Origin of the sequence: Glycomyces salinus (genome assembly GCF_016428645.1) — a bacterium.
Lineage (GTDB): Bacteria > Actinomycetota > Actinomycetes > Mycobacteriales > Micromonosporaceae > Glycomyces > Glycomyces salinus.
In genome coordinates this window covers 148,489-164,345 of record NZ_JAELXW010000010.1, presented here as the reverse complement: position 1 = coordinate 164,345, position 15,857 = coordinate 148,489, and the positions used below count along the sequence as shown (strand labels likewise).

14 protein-coding genes are annotated in these 15,857 nt (G+C 70.3%); 13 read left to right on the top strand and 1 reads right to left on the bottom strand.

The genetic code is table 11. The features are described from left to right. The first annotated feature begins 588 nt into the window (after positions 1–588). From JFB92_RS04670 to nusB, 6 genes are all read left to right on the top strand, one after another. Entirely contained in the window at positions 589–942 is a 354-nt protein-coding gene (locus JFB92_RS04670) for a cupin domain-containing protein (protein ID WP_199035362.1), read from the top strand. Between the two features lie 129 nt (positions 943–1,071). Further along, on the top strand, positions 1,072–2,250 hold the full coding sequence (aroC, locus tag JFB92_RS04665) for a chorismate synthase (protein WP_199035361.1): 1,179 nt from the start codon (positions 1,072–1,074) through the stop codon (positions 2,248–2,250). Continuing rightward, positions 2,250–3,806, top strand: a complete 1,557-nt coding sequence (gene aroB, locus JFB92_RS04660) for a 3-dehydroquinate synthase (RefSeq protein ID WP_233162273.1) — start codon at positions 2,250–2,252, stop codon at positions 3,804–3,806. Before aroC ends, aroB begins: the two co-directional genes overlap by 1 nt. Continuing rightward, entirely contained in the window at positions 3,803–4,231 is a 429-nt protein-coding gene (aroQ, locus tag JFB92_RS04655) for a type II 3-dehydroquinate dehydratase (RefSeq protein WP_199035357.1), read from the top strand. The genes aroB and aroQ overlap by 4 nt, the downstream gene beginning before the upstream one ends. Positions 4,232–4,363: 132 nt before the next feature. Next, positions 4,364–4,921, top strand: a complete 558-nt coding sequence (gene efp / locus JFB92_RS04650; RefSeq protein ID WP_199035356.1) for an elongation factor P — start codon at positions 4,364–4,366, stop codon at positions 4,919–4,921. Between the two features lie 28 nt (positions 4,922–4,949). Then, a complete protein-coding gene (nusB, locus tag JFB92_RS04645) occupies positions 4,950–5,360 on the top strand; it encodes a transcription antitermination factor NusB (protein ID WP_199035355.1) in 411 nt (136 codons plus the stop codon). Between the two features lie 70 nt (positions 5,361–5,430). On the opposite strand, the gene JFB92_RS04640 is transcribed toward nusB, so the two are convergent. Next, positions 5,431–5,931 (bottom strand): transcriptional regulator, encoded by a 501-nt coding sequence (locus JFB92_RS04640; protein WP_199035353.1) that lies wholly within the window; start codon positions 5,929–5,931, stop codon positions 5,431–5,433. A gap of 273 nt (positions 5,932–6,204) precedes the next feature. On the opposite strand from JFB92_RS04640, the gene pyrR reads away from it, so the two are divergent. The 7 genes from pyrR to pyrF all read left to right on the top strand — a co-directional run bounded on the left by pyrR (position 6,205) and on the right by pyrF (position 15,822). Then, entirely contained in the window at positions 6,205–6,795 is a 591-nt protein-coding gene (gene pyrR / locus JFB92_RS04635; protein WP_199035351.1) for a bifunctional pyr operon transcriptional regulator/uracil phosphoribosyltransferase PyrR, read from the top strand. Further along, the gene (locus JFB92_RS04630; protein WP_199035349.1) at positions 6,792–7,712 is read left to right on the top strand and encodes an aspartate carbamoyltransferase catalytic subunit; all 921 of its coding nucleotides are present in this window, start codon (positions 6,792–6,794) and stop codon (positions 7,710–7,712) included. The genes pyrR and JFB92_RS04630 overlap by 4 nt, the downstream gene beginning before the upstream one ends. Beyond that, a complete protein-coding gene (locus JFB92_RS04625; protein ID WP_199035347.1) occupies positions 7,709–9,004 on the top strand; it encodes a dihydroorotase in 1,296 nt (431 codons plus the stop codon). Before JFB92_RS04630 ends, JFB92_RS04625 begins: the two co-directional genes overlap by 4 nt. Then, the gene (carA, locus tag JFB92_RS04620) at positions 9,001–10,134 is read left to right on the top strand and encodes a glutamine-hydrolyzing carbamoyl-phosphate synthase small subunit (RefSeq protein ID WP_199035345.1); all 1,134 of its coding nucleotides are present in this window, start codon (positions 9,001–9,003) and stop codon (positions 10,132–10,134) included. Before JFB92_RS04625 ends, carA begins: the two co-directional genes overlap by 4 nt. Beyond that, positions 10,127–13,444 (top strand): carbamoyl-phosphate synthase large subunit, encoded by a 3,318-nt coding sequence (gene carB / locus JFB92_RS04615; RefSeq protein WP_199035341.1) that lies wholly within the window; start codon positions 10,127–10,129, stop codon positions 13,442–13,444. The genes carA and carB overlap by 8 nt, the downstream gene beginning before the upstream one ends. A gap of 349 nt (positions 13,445–13,793) precedes the next feature. Further along, on the top strand, positions 13,794–14,891 hold the full coding sequence (locus tag JFB92_RS04610) for a quinone-dependent dihydroorotate dehydrogenase (RefSeq protein WP_199035333.1): 1,098 nt from the start codon (positions 13,794–13,796) through the stop codon (positions 14,889–14,891). Between the two features lie 13 nt (positions 14,892–14,904). Continuing rightward, entirely contained in the window at positions 14,905–15,822 is a 918-nt protein-coding gene (gene pyrF / locus JFB92_RS04605; RefSeq protein ID WP_307789017.1) for an orotidine-5'-phosphate decarboxylase, read from the top strand. The last annotated feature ends 35 nt before the right edge of the window (positions 15,823–15,857 follow it).

The window sequence follows — 15,857 nt, the reverse complement described above, 5'->3', positions numbered from 1 at the left end:
GCCTTGATGACTTGGGCGAGCACTCGGGCGTGGAAGGCGTTGATGGCCGCAGCCGCCGCATCCAGGTCGGTGCGGATCTCCCTGGCGGTCTCACTCCGCTCTACCGGTTTCACGCTCCTCGCCATGTGCCACACCCCCTTGATCCGAGTCGTCGATCATCCGGTCGGGTTCCGTCCGGTTGTGCTACATCAATGGTGACAGCCGAACCGGCGTTTGCCATCACCCGCAGGGTTGGAGAAGACTCATGTTCACCGCCCGGGACCGGCTGCGTCCCAAGCGATCCACGCTCGGCACCGCACACACTCGACAGAAGACGAACCTCCTTCACAGCAACCCGGGGCCACCCGGCCCGAGGCACGCCGCAGACACCGGATGTCCACTCACCTCACCGTCGCTGATCGCCTGAAGTCCTGGGGTCGCTTGGCCCTGCGGTGAAACCGGGCCCGCGAATCATGCACGAACGGGTGCCGGGGGCACGCTCGCCGACTGCACTGACCGGTCGGGGCCCCAGCCGTTCGTCCGATAGCCGCCGATTCCCGATCACCGCTCCCGATTCCGCCCTACGCTCGTCAGTAGGGGGTGAGAACAATGCACGAACTGATGGTCAAGAGCTTCAGCAGGCCCGATGAGTCGATGGACTTGAGCGGCCACGGCAAGAAGGAAACCGTCATGATCGACGGCATGCCGGTCGAACTCTCGGAGTTCGAGGAGGGCTGGCGGTGGTCGACCGACGTCAAGCCGATCGCTGGCACCGACACCTGCCAGGCGCACCATCTGGGCTACTGCATGGAGGGGCACCTGCGCGTCCACATGGACGACGGCAAGGACCGCGACATCAACGCCGGGGACGCGTTCGAGATCCCGCCGGGGCACGACGCGGAGGTCGTCGGCCACGACAAGGTCGTACTCGTCGACTTCGGCAAGGCGTTCGACCAGAAATAGCCGAAGACACCGCTTCGGCCACGACGGCCGTTCTCGGATCCCCGAGGGCGGCCGCTGCCGCGTTCAGCGATTGGGACACGCCTCCCACCAGGTGCCGGATCACATCCGCCTCGATGGCAGACTTGAGGCGTGTTGCGATGGATGACTGCTGGAGAATCACATGGCCCCGAACTCGTGGTGACCGTCGACGGCCTGCCGGCCGGGATCGAGCTCACCACCGGCGCGGTGGCCGCCGAACTGGCCCGCCGCAGGCTCGGTTACGGCCGCGGAGCGCGGATGAAGTTCGAGGCCGACCAGGTCTCCTTCATCGGCGGCGTCCGCCACGGCCGCACCCTCGGCTCCCCGGTGGCCGTCCGAGTCGGCAACACCGAGTGGCCCAAGTGGGAGAAGGTCATGGCCGCCGACCCGGTCGACCAGGACGAACTCGACGGCCTGGCCCGCAACGCCCCGCTGACCCGGCCCCGCCCCGGCCACGCCGACCTCGCCGGGATGCAGAAGTACGACCACACCGACGCCCGCCCCATCCTCGAGCGCGCCTCCGCCCGCGAGACCGCCGCGCGCGTCGCCGGCGGCACCGCCGCCAGGTCCTTCCTCGAGCAGGCATTCGGCATCCAGATCGTCTCCCACGTCAAATCCCTCGGGCCGGTCCGCATCAAGGACGGCCTCGCGCCGACCCCGGCCGACGCCGAGGCCGTCGACGCCGACCCGATGCGATGCGTCGACCCCGAGGCCAGCGCCCGCATGGTCGCCGAGGTCGAGGCCGCCAAGAAGGACGCCGACACCCTCGGCGGCACCGTCGAGGTCCTGGCCTACAACGTCCCGCCGGGGCTCGGCTCCCACGTCCAGTGGGACCGCAAGCTCGACTCGCGACTGTCGGCCGCGCTCATGTCCATCCAGTCGGTCAAGGCCGTCGAGATCGGTGACGGCCTGATGCAGGCGGCCGCGCGCGGCTCGGCCGCCCACGACGAGATCGTGCCCGGCGCCGAAGGCGTCGAGCGGCTTACCGACCGCGCCGGGGGCCTGGAGGGCGGCATCACCACCGGCCAGCCGCTGCGCGTCTCGGCCATGCTCAAGCCGATCTCCTCGCTGACCCGGCCGCTGCGCACGATCGACACCGAGACCGGCGAGAGCGCCGAGGCGATCAACCAGCGCTCGGACGTGTGCGCCGTCCCCGCCGGCGGCGTGGTCGCCGAGGCGATGGTCGCCTACGTCCTGGCCGAGGCCGCACTGGAGAAGTTCGGCGGCGACTCGGTCGGCGAAGCCCGCCGCAACCTGGAGTCCTACCTCGAGAACCTGCGGGTCAAGTGATGAGTCTCGTCGTCATCGTGGGCCCGCCCGGGTCGGGCAAGACCACCGTCGGCAACGCGCTGGCCGAACGCCTCGGCGTGACCTTCCGCGACACCGACGCCGACATCGCCGCCGCGGCCGGGAAGCCGATCCCGGACATCTTCGTCGACGACGGCGAGGACCACTTCCGCGCCCTCGAACGCGACACGGTGCGCCGCGCCGTGGCCGAGCACGACGGCGTTCTCGCCCTCGGCGGGGGAGCGGTCATGGCCGCCGAGACCCGCCAGCTCCTCGCGACCGTTCAGGTCGTCCACCTGCGCGTGGACCTGGCCGAGGCGGTCAAGCGCACTGAGATCGACCGCGGCAGGCCCTTGCTGGCGGTCAACCCGCGCGCCACACTCCGCAGGCTCATGGACGAGCGGATGCCGCTCTACCGCGACGTCGCCGACTTCGAGGTCGACACGACCGGCCGCGACCCGCAGGACCTGGCCGCCGAGATCGCCGCGAAGGTGAGCACCCGGACGGTCACGGTGAACGACGCCGAGAGCCCCTACCCGGTCCTGATCGGGCGCGGCGCGGCCGAACGGCTTCCGGAGTTTTTGGACCGGGCCGCCCGCGCGGCCCTGATCCACACCTCCAGCACCGCCGCGCTCGCCGAACGGCTCGGCTCGCTCATGCCCGAAAGCGTCGAGGCGATCCTGATGGAGATCCCCGACGCCGAGGACGGGAAGTCCATCGGCGTGGCCGAGCAGTGCTGGGAGGCGCTCGGCGCCGAGGGCTTCACCCGCACCGACCTGGTGGTCGGCGTCGGCGGGGGAGCGGTGACCGACCTGGCCGGGTTCGTGGCCGCCTGCTGGCTGCGCGGCGTGGCCGCCGTCCACGTCCCGACCTCGCTGCTGGGCGCGGTCGACGCGGCCGTGGGCGGCAAGACCGGCGTGAACACCGCCGCCGGGAAGAACCTCGTCGGCGCCTTCCACCCGCCGCGCGCGGTGTTGGTCGACCTCGACACGTTCGCGACCCTCCCCGAGCGGGACCTGGCCGCCGGGCTGGCCGAGGTCGTCAAGGGCGGCTTCATCGCCGACCCGGTCATTCTCGACCTGATCGAGGCCGACCCCGCCGCGGCCCTGGACGCGAACGGGCCGGTCGTGGCCGAACTGGTCGAGCGGAAGATCGCGGTGAAGGCCGACGTGGTCGGCTCCGACCTCAAGGAGGGCGGTCGGCGAGCCTTTCTCAACTATGGGCACACCTTCGCCCACGCCGTCGAGAAGCTCGAGCACTACCGGTGGCGCCACGGCGACGCGGTCGCGGTCGGCATGGTCTACGCGGCCCACCTGGGCGCGATCACCGGCCGGGTCGACGTGGTCGACCGCACGAAGTCGATCCTGGCCTCCCTGGGCCTGCCGACGACCTACGAGCCGGGCCGCTGGGACGACATCCACGCGACGATGCTCGTCGACAAGAAGAACGTCGGCAAGACCCAGCGCTTCGTCCTCCTGGACGAGGTGGCGAGCCCGGTCGTGGTCGACGACGTGACCGAAGCCCAGCAGCGCGAGGCGTACGAAAGGCTCACCGCATGAAGGTCCTCGTCCTCAACGGCCCCAACCTGAACCGCCTGGGCAAGCGGGAGCCGGCCGTCTACGGCTCCCAGACGCTGGCCGACCTCGAGGCGATGTGCGTCGAGACCGGCAGGCACATCGGCCTGGAGGTGGAGGCCCGCCAGACCAACGCCGAGCACGAGCTCCTGGAGTGGCTCCACGAGGCCGCCGACGAGCGGACCCCGGTGGTCCTCAACGCGGCGGCCTGGACCCACACCTCGGTGGCGGTGGGCGACGCCTGCGCCCAACTCGAAGCGCCCCTGATCGAGGTCCACATCTCCAACGTCCACAAGCGCGAGGCGTTCCGCCACCACAGCTACGTCAGCGCCCACGCCACCGGAGTCATAGCCGGCCTCGGCCTCCAGGGCTACATAGCGGCCCTCCACTACATCGCCGCCCAGTCCTAGCCGGGCCGGACTCCGCCGACCGATCTGCGGGGCCGGACACAGGGCCTGCTCCTGGGGGGAGGGGCCGTTCGGGTTGCCGTTAGGATTGATTGCCGGTCCGCCCAGAACCTTCTACCGAAAGAGACGACGCCCGTGGCAACCACGAACGACCTCAAGAACGGCTTGGTGCTCAACCTCGAGGGCCAGCTCTGGCAGGTCCAGGAGTTCCTGCACGTCAAGCCCGGCAAGGGCCCTGCGTTCGTGCGGACCACCCTCAAGCAGATCCCCTCGGGCAAGATCGTCGACAAGACCTTCAACGCCGGCACCAAGGTCGAGACCGCGACGGTCGACCGCCGCACCATGCAGTACCTGTACAAGGACGGCGAGGACTTCGTGTTCATGGACATGGAGACCTACGACCAGATCCCGCTGATGCCCGGCGTCGTCGGCGACGCGGGCAAGTACATGCTCGAGAACAGCGAAGCCATCGTCGCCATGCACGAGGGCAAGGCCCTCTATGTCGAGCTTCCGGCCGCGGTCGAGCTCGAGATCACCTACACCGAGCCCGGCCTCCAGGGCGACCGCTCCTCGGGCGGCACCAAGCCCGCCACCGTCGAGACCGGCGCCACCGTGCAGGTGCCGCTGTTCATCGACAACGGCGAGAAGATCAAGGTCGACACCCGCGACGGCAAATACCTCTCGCGGGCCTAGGGCAGTGGGGAACCAGCACCAAGACCGGATGACCGCCCGCACCAAGTGGCGGATGCGGGCCGTGGAGATCCTCTACGAGGCCGAGTCCCGCGGCGTGGCCGTGGAGCAGGTCCTCACCGAGCGCGCGGGGCGCGCCCTCGAAGACCCCGAGGCCCCGCGCCTGCCGGCCTACGCCGAGGAGCTGGCGCGCGGCGTCGACGGCTACCGCGGCGAGCTCGACGAGGCGCTCGGCCGGGCCGCCGAGGGCTGGGCGGTCGCGCGGATGCCCGCGGTCGACCGCAACATCCTGCGGGTGGGCCTGTACGAGATCATCTACGCCGATGACGTCGACACCCCGGTGGCCATCAAGGAGGCCCTGCGGGTCGCGGCGCGGATCGGTTCCTCGGACGACACCTCGTTCGTCAACGCGGTCCTCGACACGGCCGCCAAGGCCGACTAGGCGCGAGCAGCACGACGGCCGGGTCACCCCGCTGGGTGCCCCGGCCGTGTCGTGAAACGGGCCTTCGCCGCTAGTTCTCGTCGCTGGCGAAGAACGCCTGGAGGTCGTGCACCAGGACGCCGTAGTCCTCGAGCTTCTCGATGAGGCCGGAGGGCGTCGTCGAGTAGATGACCGCCAGGGTGTAGAGGTCGTCGGCGCGGATCGAGAGGATCCGGCCGTTGTAGTCGCCGCGGCGCTGCTGGATCGAGCGGGCCAGCTTGGCCACGTGCTCCAGGTCCGGGTCGGGGTGGTCGTAGAGCGCCTCGAGGTTGAGGACGATCTTCTCGGGCTGCTCCACCGGGAGCGGCACGCCCTCCGGTAGGAGCTCCGAGACGGGGATCCTGTAGAAGTCGGCCAGTTCCGCGAGGCGGGAGACGGTGATGGACCGGTCGCCCCGCTCGTAGGAACCGATGACGACGGCCTTCCACTTGCCGCCGGACTTGTCCTCGACGCCTTGCAGGGACAGGCCCTGCTGCATGCGAATGTCACGCAGCCGGTTGCCCAGCGCCTTGGCGTATTCAGAAGTCGCCATGTTGGGATCAACTCCAAGTTTTCGGTACGAGAGGAATCCTATTGTTGACTACGGTCGGTGACGATCGGCCGTTGGGGTCCCCGAAACTAGTGTTCTTCGTCGCGTGAGGCCCTGATAGCGCTTCTCCAAACCTTACTAAACCCGTCATACGGTCAATTTTCGGAGCCGGTGCGGCCCGATCTGCCTTCACGCTCCGTTACCGGGGACGTAGGATGAGCCCCGACGAAACCGTTCTTTAACAGACCGTCCAGTGAGGCGGAGAAGGAGGTTCGCGTGGCATCCCCTGCCCGCCGTGCGCCGTCCGACAGTCCGGACCGGCCACCCGAAGGCAAGCAGATCCTCTCGGCCGACGACATCGGCCGGGTCCTCGATCGCATAGCCCACCAGATCCTGGAGAAGACCAAGGGCGCCCCGGACACGATGCTGCTGGGGATACCCACCCGCGGCGTCGCCCTGGCCGGCCGGTTGGCCGATCGCATCCGACGCTTCGCCGACATCGAGGTCCCCGCCGGGGCCCTCGACATCACACTCTACCGAGATGACTTGCGGCGCAACGCATTGCGTCCGCTGGAGCCGACCGACCTGCCCCCGAGCGGGGTCGACGACCAGCGCGTGATCCTCGTCGACGACGTCCTCTACTCCGGCCGCACCGTCCGCGCCGCCCTCAACGCCCTCTACGACCTCGGCCGCCCGGCCCAGGTCCAACTGGCGATCCTGGTCGACCGCGGCCACCGCGAACTGCCGATCCGCGCCGACTACGTCGGCAAGAACATCCCCACCTCCCGCGCCGAGAGCGTCGCGGTCCACCTCACCGAGTACGACGGCGCCGACGCGGTCACCATCACCGGAGGCGCGGAACGATGAAGCACCTGCTGACGACCAAGCAGCTCGAACGCGACGAGGCCGAGCTCATCCTCGACCTCACCGGCCAGATGGCCGAGGCCGTCTCCGGCCGCGAGGTCCCCAAGCTCCCGACCCTGCGCGGCCGCACCGTGGTCAACCTCTTCTACGAGGACTCCACCCGCACCCGCACCTCCTTCGAGACCGCCGCCAAGCGCCTCAGCGCCGACGTGGTCAACTTCTCGGCCAAGACCTCCAGCGTCAACAAGGGCGAGAGCCTGCGCGACACCGCCCTGACCCTCCAGGCCATGGGCGCCGACGCCGTGGTCATCCGCCACCCGGCCGCCGGAGCCCCGCAGCGGCTGACCGAATGGGTCGACGGCGCGGTCCTCAACGCCGGGGACGGCACCCACGCCCACCCCACCCAGGCCCTGCTCGACGCCTACACCATGCAGCGGCGCCTCGGCGGGATCGAGGGCCGCACCGTCGCCATCGTCGGCGACATCCTCCACAGCCGCGTGGCCCGCTCCAACATCTGGCTGCTGGCCAAGCTCGGCGCGAATGTCCGCCTGGTCGGCCCGCCGACCCTGCTGCCGAACGACATCGACGCCTGGCCCGCCGAGGTCTCCTACGACCTCGACGCCGCCCTGACCGACGCCGACGCGGTCATGATGCTGCGCGTCCAGCGCGAACGCATGAACGACGCGTTCTTCCCCACCACCAACGAGTACGCGCGCCTCTTCGGCCTCGACGAGCGGCGCCTGGCCCTGATGCCCGACCACGCCATCGTCATGCACCCCGGGCCGATGAACCGCGGCATGGAGATCGCCGCCCGAGTCGCCGACTCGCCGCGCGCGACCATCACCGAGCAGGTCGCCAACGGCGTCTGGGTCCGCATGGCCGTCCTGTACCTGCTGCTGACGAACGGAGCCTCCGCATGAGCACGCTCATCAAGGGAGCCGACCTGCTCGGCCGCGGCCGAGCCGACGTCCTGGTGCGCGACGGCCGCGTCGCCGAGATCGGCACGCTCACCGCCCCCGCCGGGGCCGAGACCGTCGACGCCGACGGCCTGATCCTCCTGCCCGGCCTGGTCGACCTCCACACCCACCTCCGCGAGCCCGGCCGCGAGGACGCCGAGACCGTCCTGACTGGCACGCAGGCCGCCGCCAAGGGCGGATACACCGCCGTGTGCGCCATGGCCAACTCCTACCCGGTCGCCGACACCGCCGGGGTCGTCGAGCAGGTCGCCGCGCTCGGCCGCGCCGCCGGCTACGCCGACGTCCAGCCCATCGGCGCCGTCTCGATCGGCCTGGCCGGCGAGCGCCTGGCCGAACTGGGCGCCATGGCCGACTCGGCCGCGCGGGTGCGCATCTTCTCCGACGACGGCCACTGCGTCCACGACCCGCGCCTGATGCGCCGCGCCCTCGAGTACGTCAAGACCTTCGGCGGCCTGATCGCCCAGCACGCCGAGGAGCCGCGCCTGACCGAGGGCGCCGAGATGAACGAGGGCGCCGTCTCGGCCGAGCTGGGCCTGCCCGGCTGGCCCAGCGTCGCCGAGGAGGCCATCGTCGCCCGCGACGTGCTCCTGGCCGAATACGTCGGCTCCCGCGTCCACTTCTGCCACATCTCCACCGCCCGGACCGTCGAGATCATCCGCGAGGCCAAGGCCCGCGGCGTCGACGTCACCGCCGAGGTCTGCCCGCACCACCTGCTGCTGACCGACGAGGCGGCCCACAGCTACGACCCGGTGTTCAAGGTCAACCCGCCGCTGCGGACCGACCGCGACGTGGCCGCGCTCCGCGCCGCTCTCGCCGAGGGCGTCGTCGACGCCGTCGCCACCGACCACGCCCCGCACGCCCCGCAGGACAAGGATTGCGAATGGGCCGCCGCCCGGCCCGGCATGCTCGGCCTGGAGACGGCCCTGTCGATCACCGTCGCCGCCCTCGGCGGCCCCGAGGACTGCGACTGGGACACCGTCGCCGAGCGCACCTCCCGCGCCCCGGCCCGGATCGCCTCCCTGCCCGGGCACGGCCGCGACCCCGAACCCGGCGCCGAGGCCAACCTCACGCTGGTCGACCCGTCCGAGAGCTGGACGGTCGTGCCTTCCGAACTGGCATCGTTGTCCCAGAACACCCCCTACGCCGGGATGGAGCTCCCGGTCACCGTCCAGGCGACGTTCCTGCGCGGACGCGCCACCGTACTCGACGGCAAGCTTGTTGAGGAGACCGAATGAGCAACAGGGCACCAGCGATCCTCGTCCTCGAAGACGGACGCGTCTTCCGCGGCGAGGCATACGGATCGGTCGGCGAGACCTTCGGCGAGGCCGTGTTCAACACCGGCATGACCGGCTACCAGGAGACCCTCACCGACCCGTCCTACTACGGGCAGGTGGTCTGCCAGACCGCGCCCCAGATCGGCAACACCGGCTGGAACGACGAGGACGACGAGTCCCGCCGCATCTGGGTCTCCGGCTACGTCGTGCGCGACCCCTCCCGCATCACCTCCAGCTGGCGGGCCAAGCGCGGCCTCGAAGACGAGCTCGCCGCCCAGGGCGTGGTCGGCATCTGCGGCGTCGACACCCGGGCCCTGACCCGCCACCTGCGCGAGTCCGGGGCCATGCGCGTGGGCGTCTCCTCCCGCTCGACCGACGCGACCGAACTGCTCGCCAAGGTCAGGAACTCGCCCCAGATGGCCGGGGCCAACCACGTCGCCGCCGTCAGCTGCGCCGAGCCCTACACCTACGTCGCCGACGGCGAGACCAAGTACACCGTCGCCGCCCTCGACCTGGGCATCAAGCGCAACACGCCGCGCCGCCTGGCCGCCCGCGGCATCACCACCACCGTCTACCCGGCCGCCGCCAACGCCGAGGACGTCCTCTCGGGCAACCCCGACGCGGTCTTCCTCTCCAACGGCCCCGGCGACCCGGCCACCGCCGACCACCAGGTCGAACTCACCCGCGAACTGCTGCGCCGCCGCGTCCCGGTCTTCGGCATCTGCTTCGGCAACCAGATCCTCGGCCGCGCCCTGGGCCTGGGCACCTACAAGCTCAAATACGGCCACCGCGGCATCAACCAGCCTGTCCTCGACCGCCTCACCGGCAAGGTCGAGGTCACCGCCCACAACCACGGCTTCGCGTTGGCGGCGCCCGAGTCCGGCGAGTACTTCGAGACCGAGTTCGGGCGCGTCCGCGTCAGCCACCTGTGCCTCAACGACGACGTGGTCGAGGGCCTGACCTGCCTGGACGTCCCCGCCTACTCCGTCCAGTACCACCCCGAGGCCGCCGGCGGGCCGCACGACGCCGACTACCTGTTCGACCGCTTGACCGCACTCATCGACGCAGAAGGGGCCAAGACCGATGCCTAAACGCGACGACATCCACCACGTCCTGGTCATCGGGTCCGGACCCATCCAGATCGGCCAGGCCTGCGAATTCGACTACTCCGGCACCCAGGCGTGCCGCGTCCTGCGCGAGGAGGGCATCAGGGTCACCCTGGTCAACTCCAACCCGGCCACGATCATGACCGACCCGGAGTTCGCCGACGCCACCTACGTCGAGCCGATCACCCCCGACGTCATCGAGCAGGTCATCGTCTCCGAGCGCCCCGACGCGCTCCTGCCGACCCTCGGCGGCCAGACCGCCCTCAACGCCGCCGTCGCCCTCCACGACGCCGGCATCCTCGACAAGCACGGCGTCGAGCTCATCGGCGCCGACATGGACGCCATCCAGCGCGGCGAGGACCGCCAGCAGTTCAAGGACGTGGTCATCAAGGCCGGCGGCGAGGTCCCGCGCTCGGCCGTGTGCCACACCATGGACGAAGTCGAGGCCGCCATCGGCGACCTCGGGCTCCCCTCGGTCATCCGCCCCTCGTTCACCATGGGCGGGCTCGGCTCGGGCATGGCCTACACCTGGGACGACGTCGAGCGCATCGCCGGGAACGGCCTGGCCGAGTCGCCCACCACCGAGGTCCTCATCGAAGAGAGCGTCCTGGGCTGGAAGGAGTACGAGCTCGAGCTGATGCGCGACCGCAACGACAACGTCGTCGTGGTCTGCTCGATCGAGAACGTCGACCCCATGGGCGTCCACACCGGCGACTCGGTCACCGTCGCCCCCTCCCTGACCCTGACCGACCGCGAGTACCAGCACATGCGCGACGTCGGCATCGCCGTGCTCCGCGAGGTCGGCGTCGACACCGGCGGCTGCAACATCCAGTTCGCCATCGACCCTGCCGACGGGCGCATCATCGTCATCGAGATGAACCCGCGCGTATCCCGCTCCTCGGCGCTGGCCTCCAAGGCCACCGGCTTCCCGATCGCCAAGATCGCCGCGAAACTCGCCATCGGCTACACGCTCGACGAGATCCCCAACGACATCACCCGGGCCACCCCGGCCGCCTTCGAACCGGCCCTGGACTACGTCGTAGTCAAGGTCCCGCGCTTCACCTTCGAGAAGTTCCCCGGCGCCGACCCGACCCTCACGACCACCATGAAGTCGGTCGGCGAGGCCATGAGCCTGGGCCGGACCTTCCAGCAGGCCCTCCAGAAGGCCCTGCGCTCGACCGAGACCAAGGCCGCCGGGTTCTGGACCGCCCCCGACCCGGCCGGGGCCACGCTCGAATCGACCCTGGAGGCGCTGAAGACCCCGCACGACGGGACCCTCTACACCGCCGAGCGGGCGCTGCGCCTGGGCGCGACCGTCGACCAGGTCCACGCCGCCTGCAAGATCGACCCCTGGTTCCTCGACCAGCTCGCGCAGCTGGTCGACCTGCGGGCCGAGATCGAGTCCGCCGCGGTCGTCGACCAGGCCCTGCTGTGGAAGGCCAAGCGCGCCGGCTGCTCCGACGCCCAAGTCGCCGCGATCCGCCCCGAACTGGCCGGAGAGGAGGGCGTGCGGCGACTGCGCCACCGGCTGGGCCTGCGCCCGGTCTACAAGACCGTCGACACCTGCGCCGCCGAGTTCGCCGCCCACACCCCCTACCACTACTCGACCTACGAGGACGAGACCGAGGTCGAGCCGTCGAACCGGCCGAAGGTCATGATCCTCGGCTCGGGCCCCAACCGCATCGGCCAGGGCATCGAGTTCGACTACTCGTGCGTGCACGCCGTCCAGGCCCTGCGCGGGGCCGGGTACGAGACGATCATGGTCAACTGCAACCCCGAGACCGTCTCGACCGACTACGACACCGCCGACCGGCTCTACTTCGAGCCGCTCACCTTCGAGGACGTCGCCGAGGTCTACCACGCCGAGCACGAGTCCGGGACCGCCGCCGGCGGCCCCGGCGTCGTCGGCGTCATCGTCCAGCTCGGCGGCCAGACCCCGCTGGGCCTGGCCGACCGCCTCGCCGCGGCCGGACTGCCGATCGTCGGCACCTCCCCGTCGGCGATCGACGCCGCCGAGGACCGCGGCGAATTCGGCCGGCTCCTCGACGAGCTCGGCCTGGTCGCCCCGGCCGGAGGCACCGCCACCTCCTACGAGGAGGCCCGCGCCGTGGCCGCCGAGATCGGCTACCCGGTCCTGGTGCGGCCCTCCTACGTGCTCGGCGGGCGCGGCATGGAGATCGTCTACGACGAGGACACCCTGGCCGGGTACATCTCCCGCGCCACCGAGGCCAGCCCCGAGCACCCGATCCTCATCGACCGCTTCCTCGACGACGCGGTCGAGATCGACGTCGACTGCCTGTGCGACGGCACCGACTTCTACCTCGGCGGCATCATGGAGCACATCGAGGAGGCCGGGGTCCACTCCGGGGACTCCTCCTGCGCGCTCCCGCCGATCACCCTCGGCGCGGGCGTGATCGAGCAGATCCGTGAGTACACCTCCAAGCTCGCCTTCGGCCTCGGCGTGCGCGGCCTGATGAACGTCCAGTACGCGCTCAAGGACGACCAGCTGTACGTCCTGGAGGCCAACCCGCGCGCCTCCAGGACCGTCCCGTTCGTCTCCAAGGCCACCGCCGTGCCGCTGGCCAAGGCCGCCGCCCGCATCGCGATGGGCTCGACCATCACCGAACTGCGCGCCGAGGGCATGCTGGTGCCCTCCGGCGACGGCTCCGACGTCGGCCCCGAGGCGCCCATCAGCGTCAAGGAGGTCGTCCTGCCCTTCAAGCGGTTCCGCACCACCGAAGGAGCCGGAATAGACGCCCTGCTGGGCCCGGAGATGAAGTCCACCGGCGAGGTCATGGGCATCAACGGCTCGTTCGGCCTGGCCTTCGCCAAAGCCACGCTGGCCGTCTACGGGAAGCTCCCCACCTCCGGGAAGGTCTTCGTGTCGGTCGCCGACCGCGACAAGCGCTCGATCGTCTTCCCCGTCAGGCGCCTGGTGGACCTCGGATTCAGCGTCTACGCCACCGACGGCACCGGGTTGGTGCTCAAGCGGCACGGGATCGATTTCACGCCCGTGGCGCGCCACTCGGGGGTCCGCAAGAGCGACGAGCCCGACGCGGTGAGCCTCATCGCCTCCGGAGAGGTCGATCTGGTCATCACCACGCCCTCGGCCTCCTCGGGGCCCCGGACCGACGGCTGGGAGATCCGCTCGGCCGCCGCGGTCGCCGACGTCTCCTGCGTGACCACCATCCAGGGCGCCGCGGCGGCCACGATGGGCATCGAGGCGTTCGCCCGCGGGGAGGTGACGGTGACGCCACTTCAGGACCTCCACAGGCGGCTGCGGGGCAACGGGTGAGCAATGATTTGGGCGTCACGGCCAACGGCGGTGACGCCCAAGCGGCGAATTGACGTATACAGGAAGTTGACTGGCCCCTCGCCGAAGGGCTCGGTGCCGCCCGGTCACCCGTGTGGCATTCCTGCTTCAATGGCGACCGCCGTACCCACCGCACTTGGAAGGAACGGTCTTACGTGACCTCCACAGGCTTCACATCCCGCCAGCCCGGCGGTAAGGCTGCATTGCTTGGTTTTCGCGTCGCAGCCGTTACTAACATACCCTTTCGTGAAGTAGTCTTTGAACCGGGTGCCGTTCAAGTGACAGTGTGTATTCGTCGGATTCTGTCCGGACCCGTGGAGGGAATCCGGTGATGCTTTACCAGAAACTCGCCCGGCCGGTCCTGTTCCGGGTCGGCCGGGGAGACGCGGAGACGGCGCACGAGACCACGCTGCGCTGGCTCTCCCGCCTGTCTGCCGGCGGGCGGGCCCGCGACCTGCTGATCAAGGCCAACCAGGCGAAGGCGTCGGTGAAGGTGTGCGGCATCCGGTTCCCCAACCCGATCGGGCTGGCCGCCGGCATGGACAAGCACGGCCAGGCCATCGGCGCCTGGCCGGCCCTGGGCTTCGGCTTCGCCGAGATCGGCACCGTCACCGCCCAGGCGCAGCCCGGCAACCCCAAGCCCCGCGTCTACCGGATGCCCGCCTCGCAGGGCCTGGTCAACCGCATGGGCTTCAACAACGGCGGCGCGCAGGCCCTGGCCGAGCGGCTCGCCGCCGCCCCGCCGGTCAACTGCCCGCTGGGCATCAGCATCGGCAAGTCGAAGGCCACGCCGCTCGAGGCGGCCGTCGAGGACTACCTGACCTCGATGCGCGTCCTCTATCCGTTCGCCGACTACTTCGCGGTCAACGTCTCCTCGCCCAACACGCCGGGGCTCAGGCAGCTCCAGGACGCCGAGGCGCTGCGAGCGCTGCTGCACGCTCTCAAGGTCGAGGGCGCGCGGTTCGCGGCCGGGCGCGAACCGCACCCGGTCCTGGTCAAGATCGCGCCCGATCTGACCGAATCCGCCATCGGACAGCTCCTGGAGGTGTGCCTCGACACCGGTGTCGCGGGCGTCATCGCCACCAACACCACGATCGGGCGCGACGGGGTCGACGCCGCCGACGAGGCCGTCGCCGCCCAGCCGGGCGGCATGTCCGGTCGGCCGCTGGGCCCGATCTCGCGCGAGATCGTCCGCTTCGTCCACCGCGAGACCGGTGGGCGGCTTCCGATCATCGGCTCCGGCGGGATCATGACCCCCGACGACGCCGAGGCGATGTTCGAGGCCGGGGCGAGCCTGGTCCAGATCTACACCGGTCTGATCTACAGCGGCCCTTCACTGGTCCGCCGCAGCGTGCGCCGCTACCGGCGCCGTTTCAGGAAACCCTCTGCCGCTCCCGGCCGGGGACCACTACCCAACCCCACCTCGTGAGAGGAGCACCACCGTGTCCGCCAAAAAGGATTTCGGTTCACGCGCCCACCACATGATGGCCGCCCGCGGCCCGCTGTGCGCCGGAATCGACCCGCACGGCTCGATCCTGCAGCACTGGGGACTCGACGACGATCTCGAAGGCGCCGAACGCTTCGCCATGACCATGGTCGAGGCCTGCGCCGCCGAGGTCGGCTTCGTCAAGCCCCAGTCGGCGTTCTTCGAGCGCTTCGGGTCGGGCGGCGTCGCCCTGCTCGAACGCGTCATCGCCGAGAGCCGCCGGGCCGGGGCGCTGGTGATCCTCGACGTCAAGCGCGGCGACATCGGCTCGACCATGGCCGCCTACGCGCAGGCCTACCTCGACCCGGCCTCGCCGCTGGCGGTCGACGCGATCACCGCCTGCCCGTTCCTCGGCGTGGGATCGCTCCAGCCGGCCTTCGACACGGCCTCCGCTCACGGCAAGGGCGTTTTCGTGCTCGCCCGCACCTCCAATCCGGAGGGCAAGCAGATCCAGCTGGCCCGCCGCAAGGACGGCCGCTCGGTCGTCCAGTCCATCATCGACGAGGTCGCCACGCTCAACGGCGAGGCCGACCCGCTCGGCTCGCTCGGGCTGGTCATGGGCGCCACGGTCGGCGCCTGCGCTACCGAAGGTGAGGCCAGGTTGCGTGAGTCGACTTACGGAATCACTCACGCGACGGTCTCGCAACGTGACACCGCTCACGATCTGTCGGAATTCAACGGCCCCATCCTGGTCCCGGGCATGGGAGCGCAGGGGGGCCGCCCGAGTGACCTGCCGCGCGTACTCGGACCGGCCGTAAACTTCGCAATCCCTTCGTATTCACGACAAATCGCACAGCCTGGGCCCGCCGCGGCGAGCATTCGAAGCGCCCTCGACGCTCTCCAGGAGGAATGTCGGGCCGCGACCGGGGAGTGATCGTCCACCCCGGTCCGCCCCCGAATGCCCCACCC

Bases quoted from the DNA above. Each gene is read 5' to 3' on its own strand.
- aroQ (WP_199035357.1), top strand. From the start codon at position 3,803: ATGAAGGTCCTCGTCCTCAACGGCCCCAACCTGAACCGCCTGGGCAAG.
- JFB92_RS04625 (WP_199035347.1), top strand. From the start codon at position 7,709: ATGAGCACGCTCATCAAGGGAGCCGACCTGCTCGGCCGCGGCCGAGCC.
- nusB (WP_199035355.1), top strand. From the start codon at position 4,950: ATGACCGCCCGCACCAAGTGGCGGATGCGGGCCGTGGAGATCCTCTAC.
- carA (WP_199035345.1), top strand. From the start codon at position 9,001: ATGAGCAACAGGGCACCAGCGATCCTCGTCCTCGAAGACGGACGCGTC.
- carB (WP_199035341.1), top strand. From the start codon at position 10,127: ATGCCTAAACGCGACGACATCCACCACGTCCTGGTCATCGGGTCCGGA.
- JFB92_RS04610 (WP_199035333.1), top strand. From the start codon at position 13,794: ATGCTTTACCAGAAACTCGCCCGGCCGGTCCTGTTCCGGGTCGGCCGG.
- JFB92_RS04640 (WP_199035353.1), bottom strand. From the start codon at position 5,931: ATGGCGACTTCTGAATACGCCAAGGCGCTGGGCAACCGGCTGCGTGAC.
- JFB92_RS04670 (WP_199035362.1), top strand. From the start codon at position 589: ATGCACGAACTGATGGTCAAGAGCTTCAGCAGGCCCGATGAGTCGATG.
- aroB (WP_233162273.1), top strand. From the start codon at position 2,250: ATGAGTCTCGTCGTCATCGTGGGCCCGCCCGGGTCGGGCAAGACCACC.
- JFB92_RS04630 (WP_199035349.1), top strand. From the start codon at position 6,792: ATGAAGCACCTGCTGACGACCAAGCAGCTCGAACGCGACGAGGCCGAG.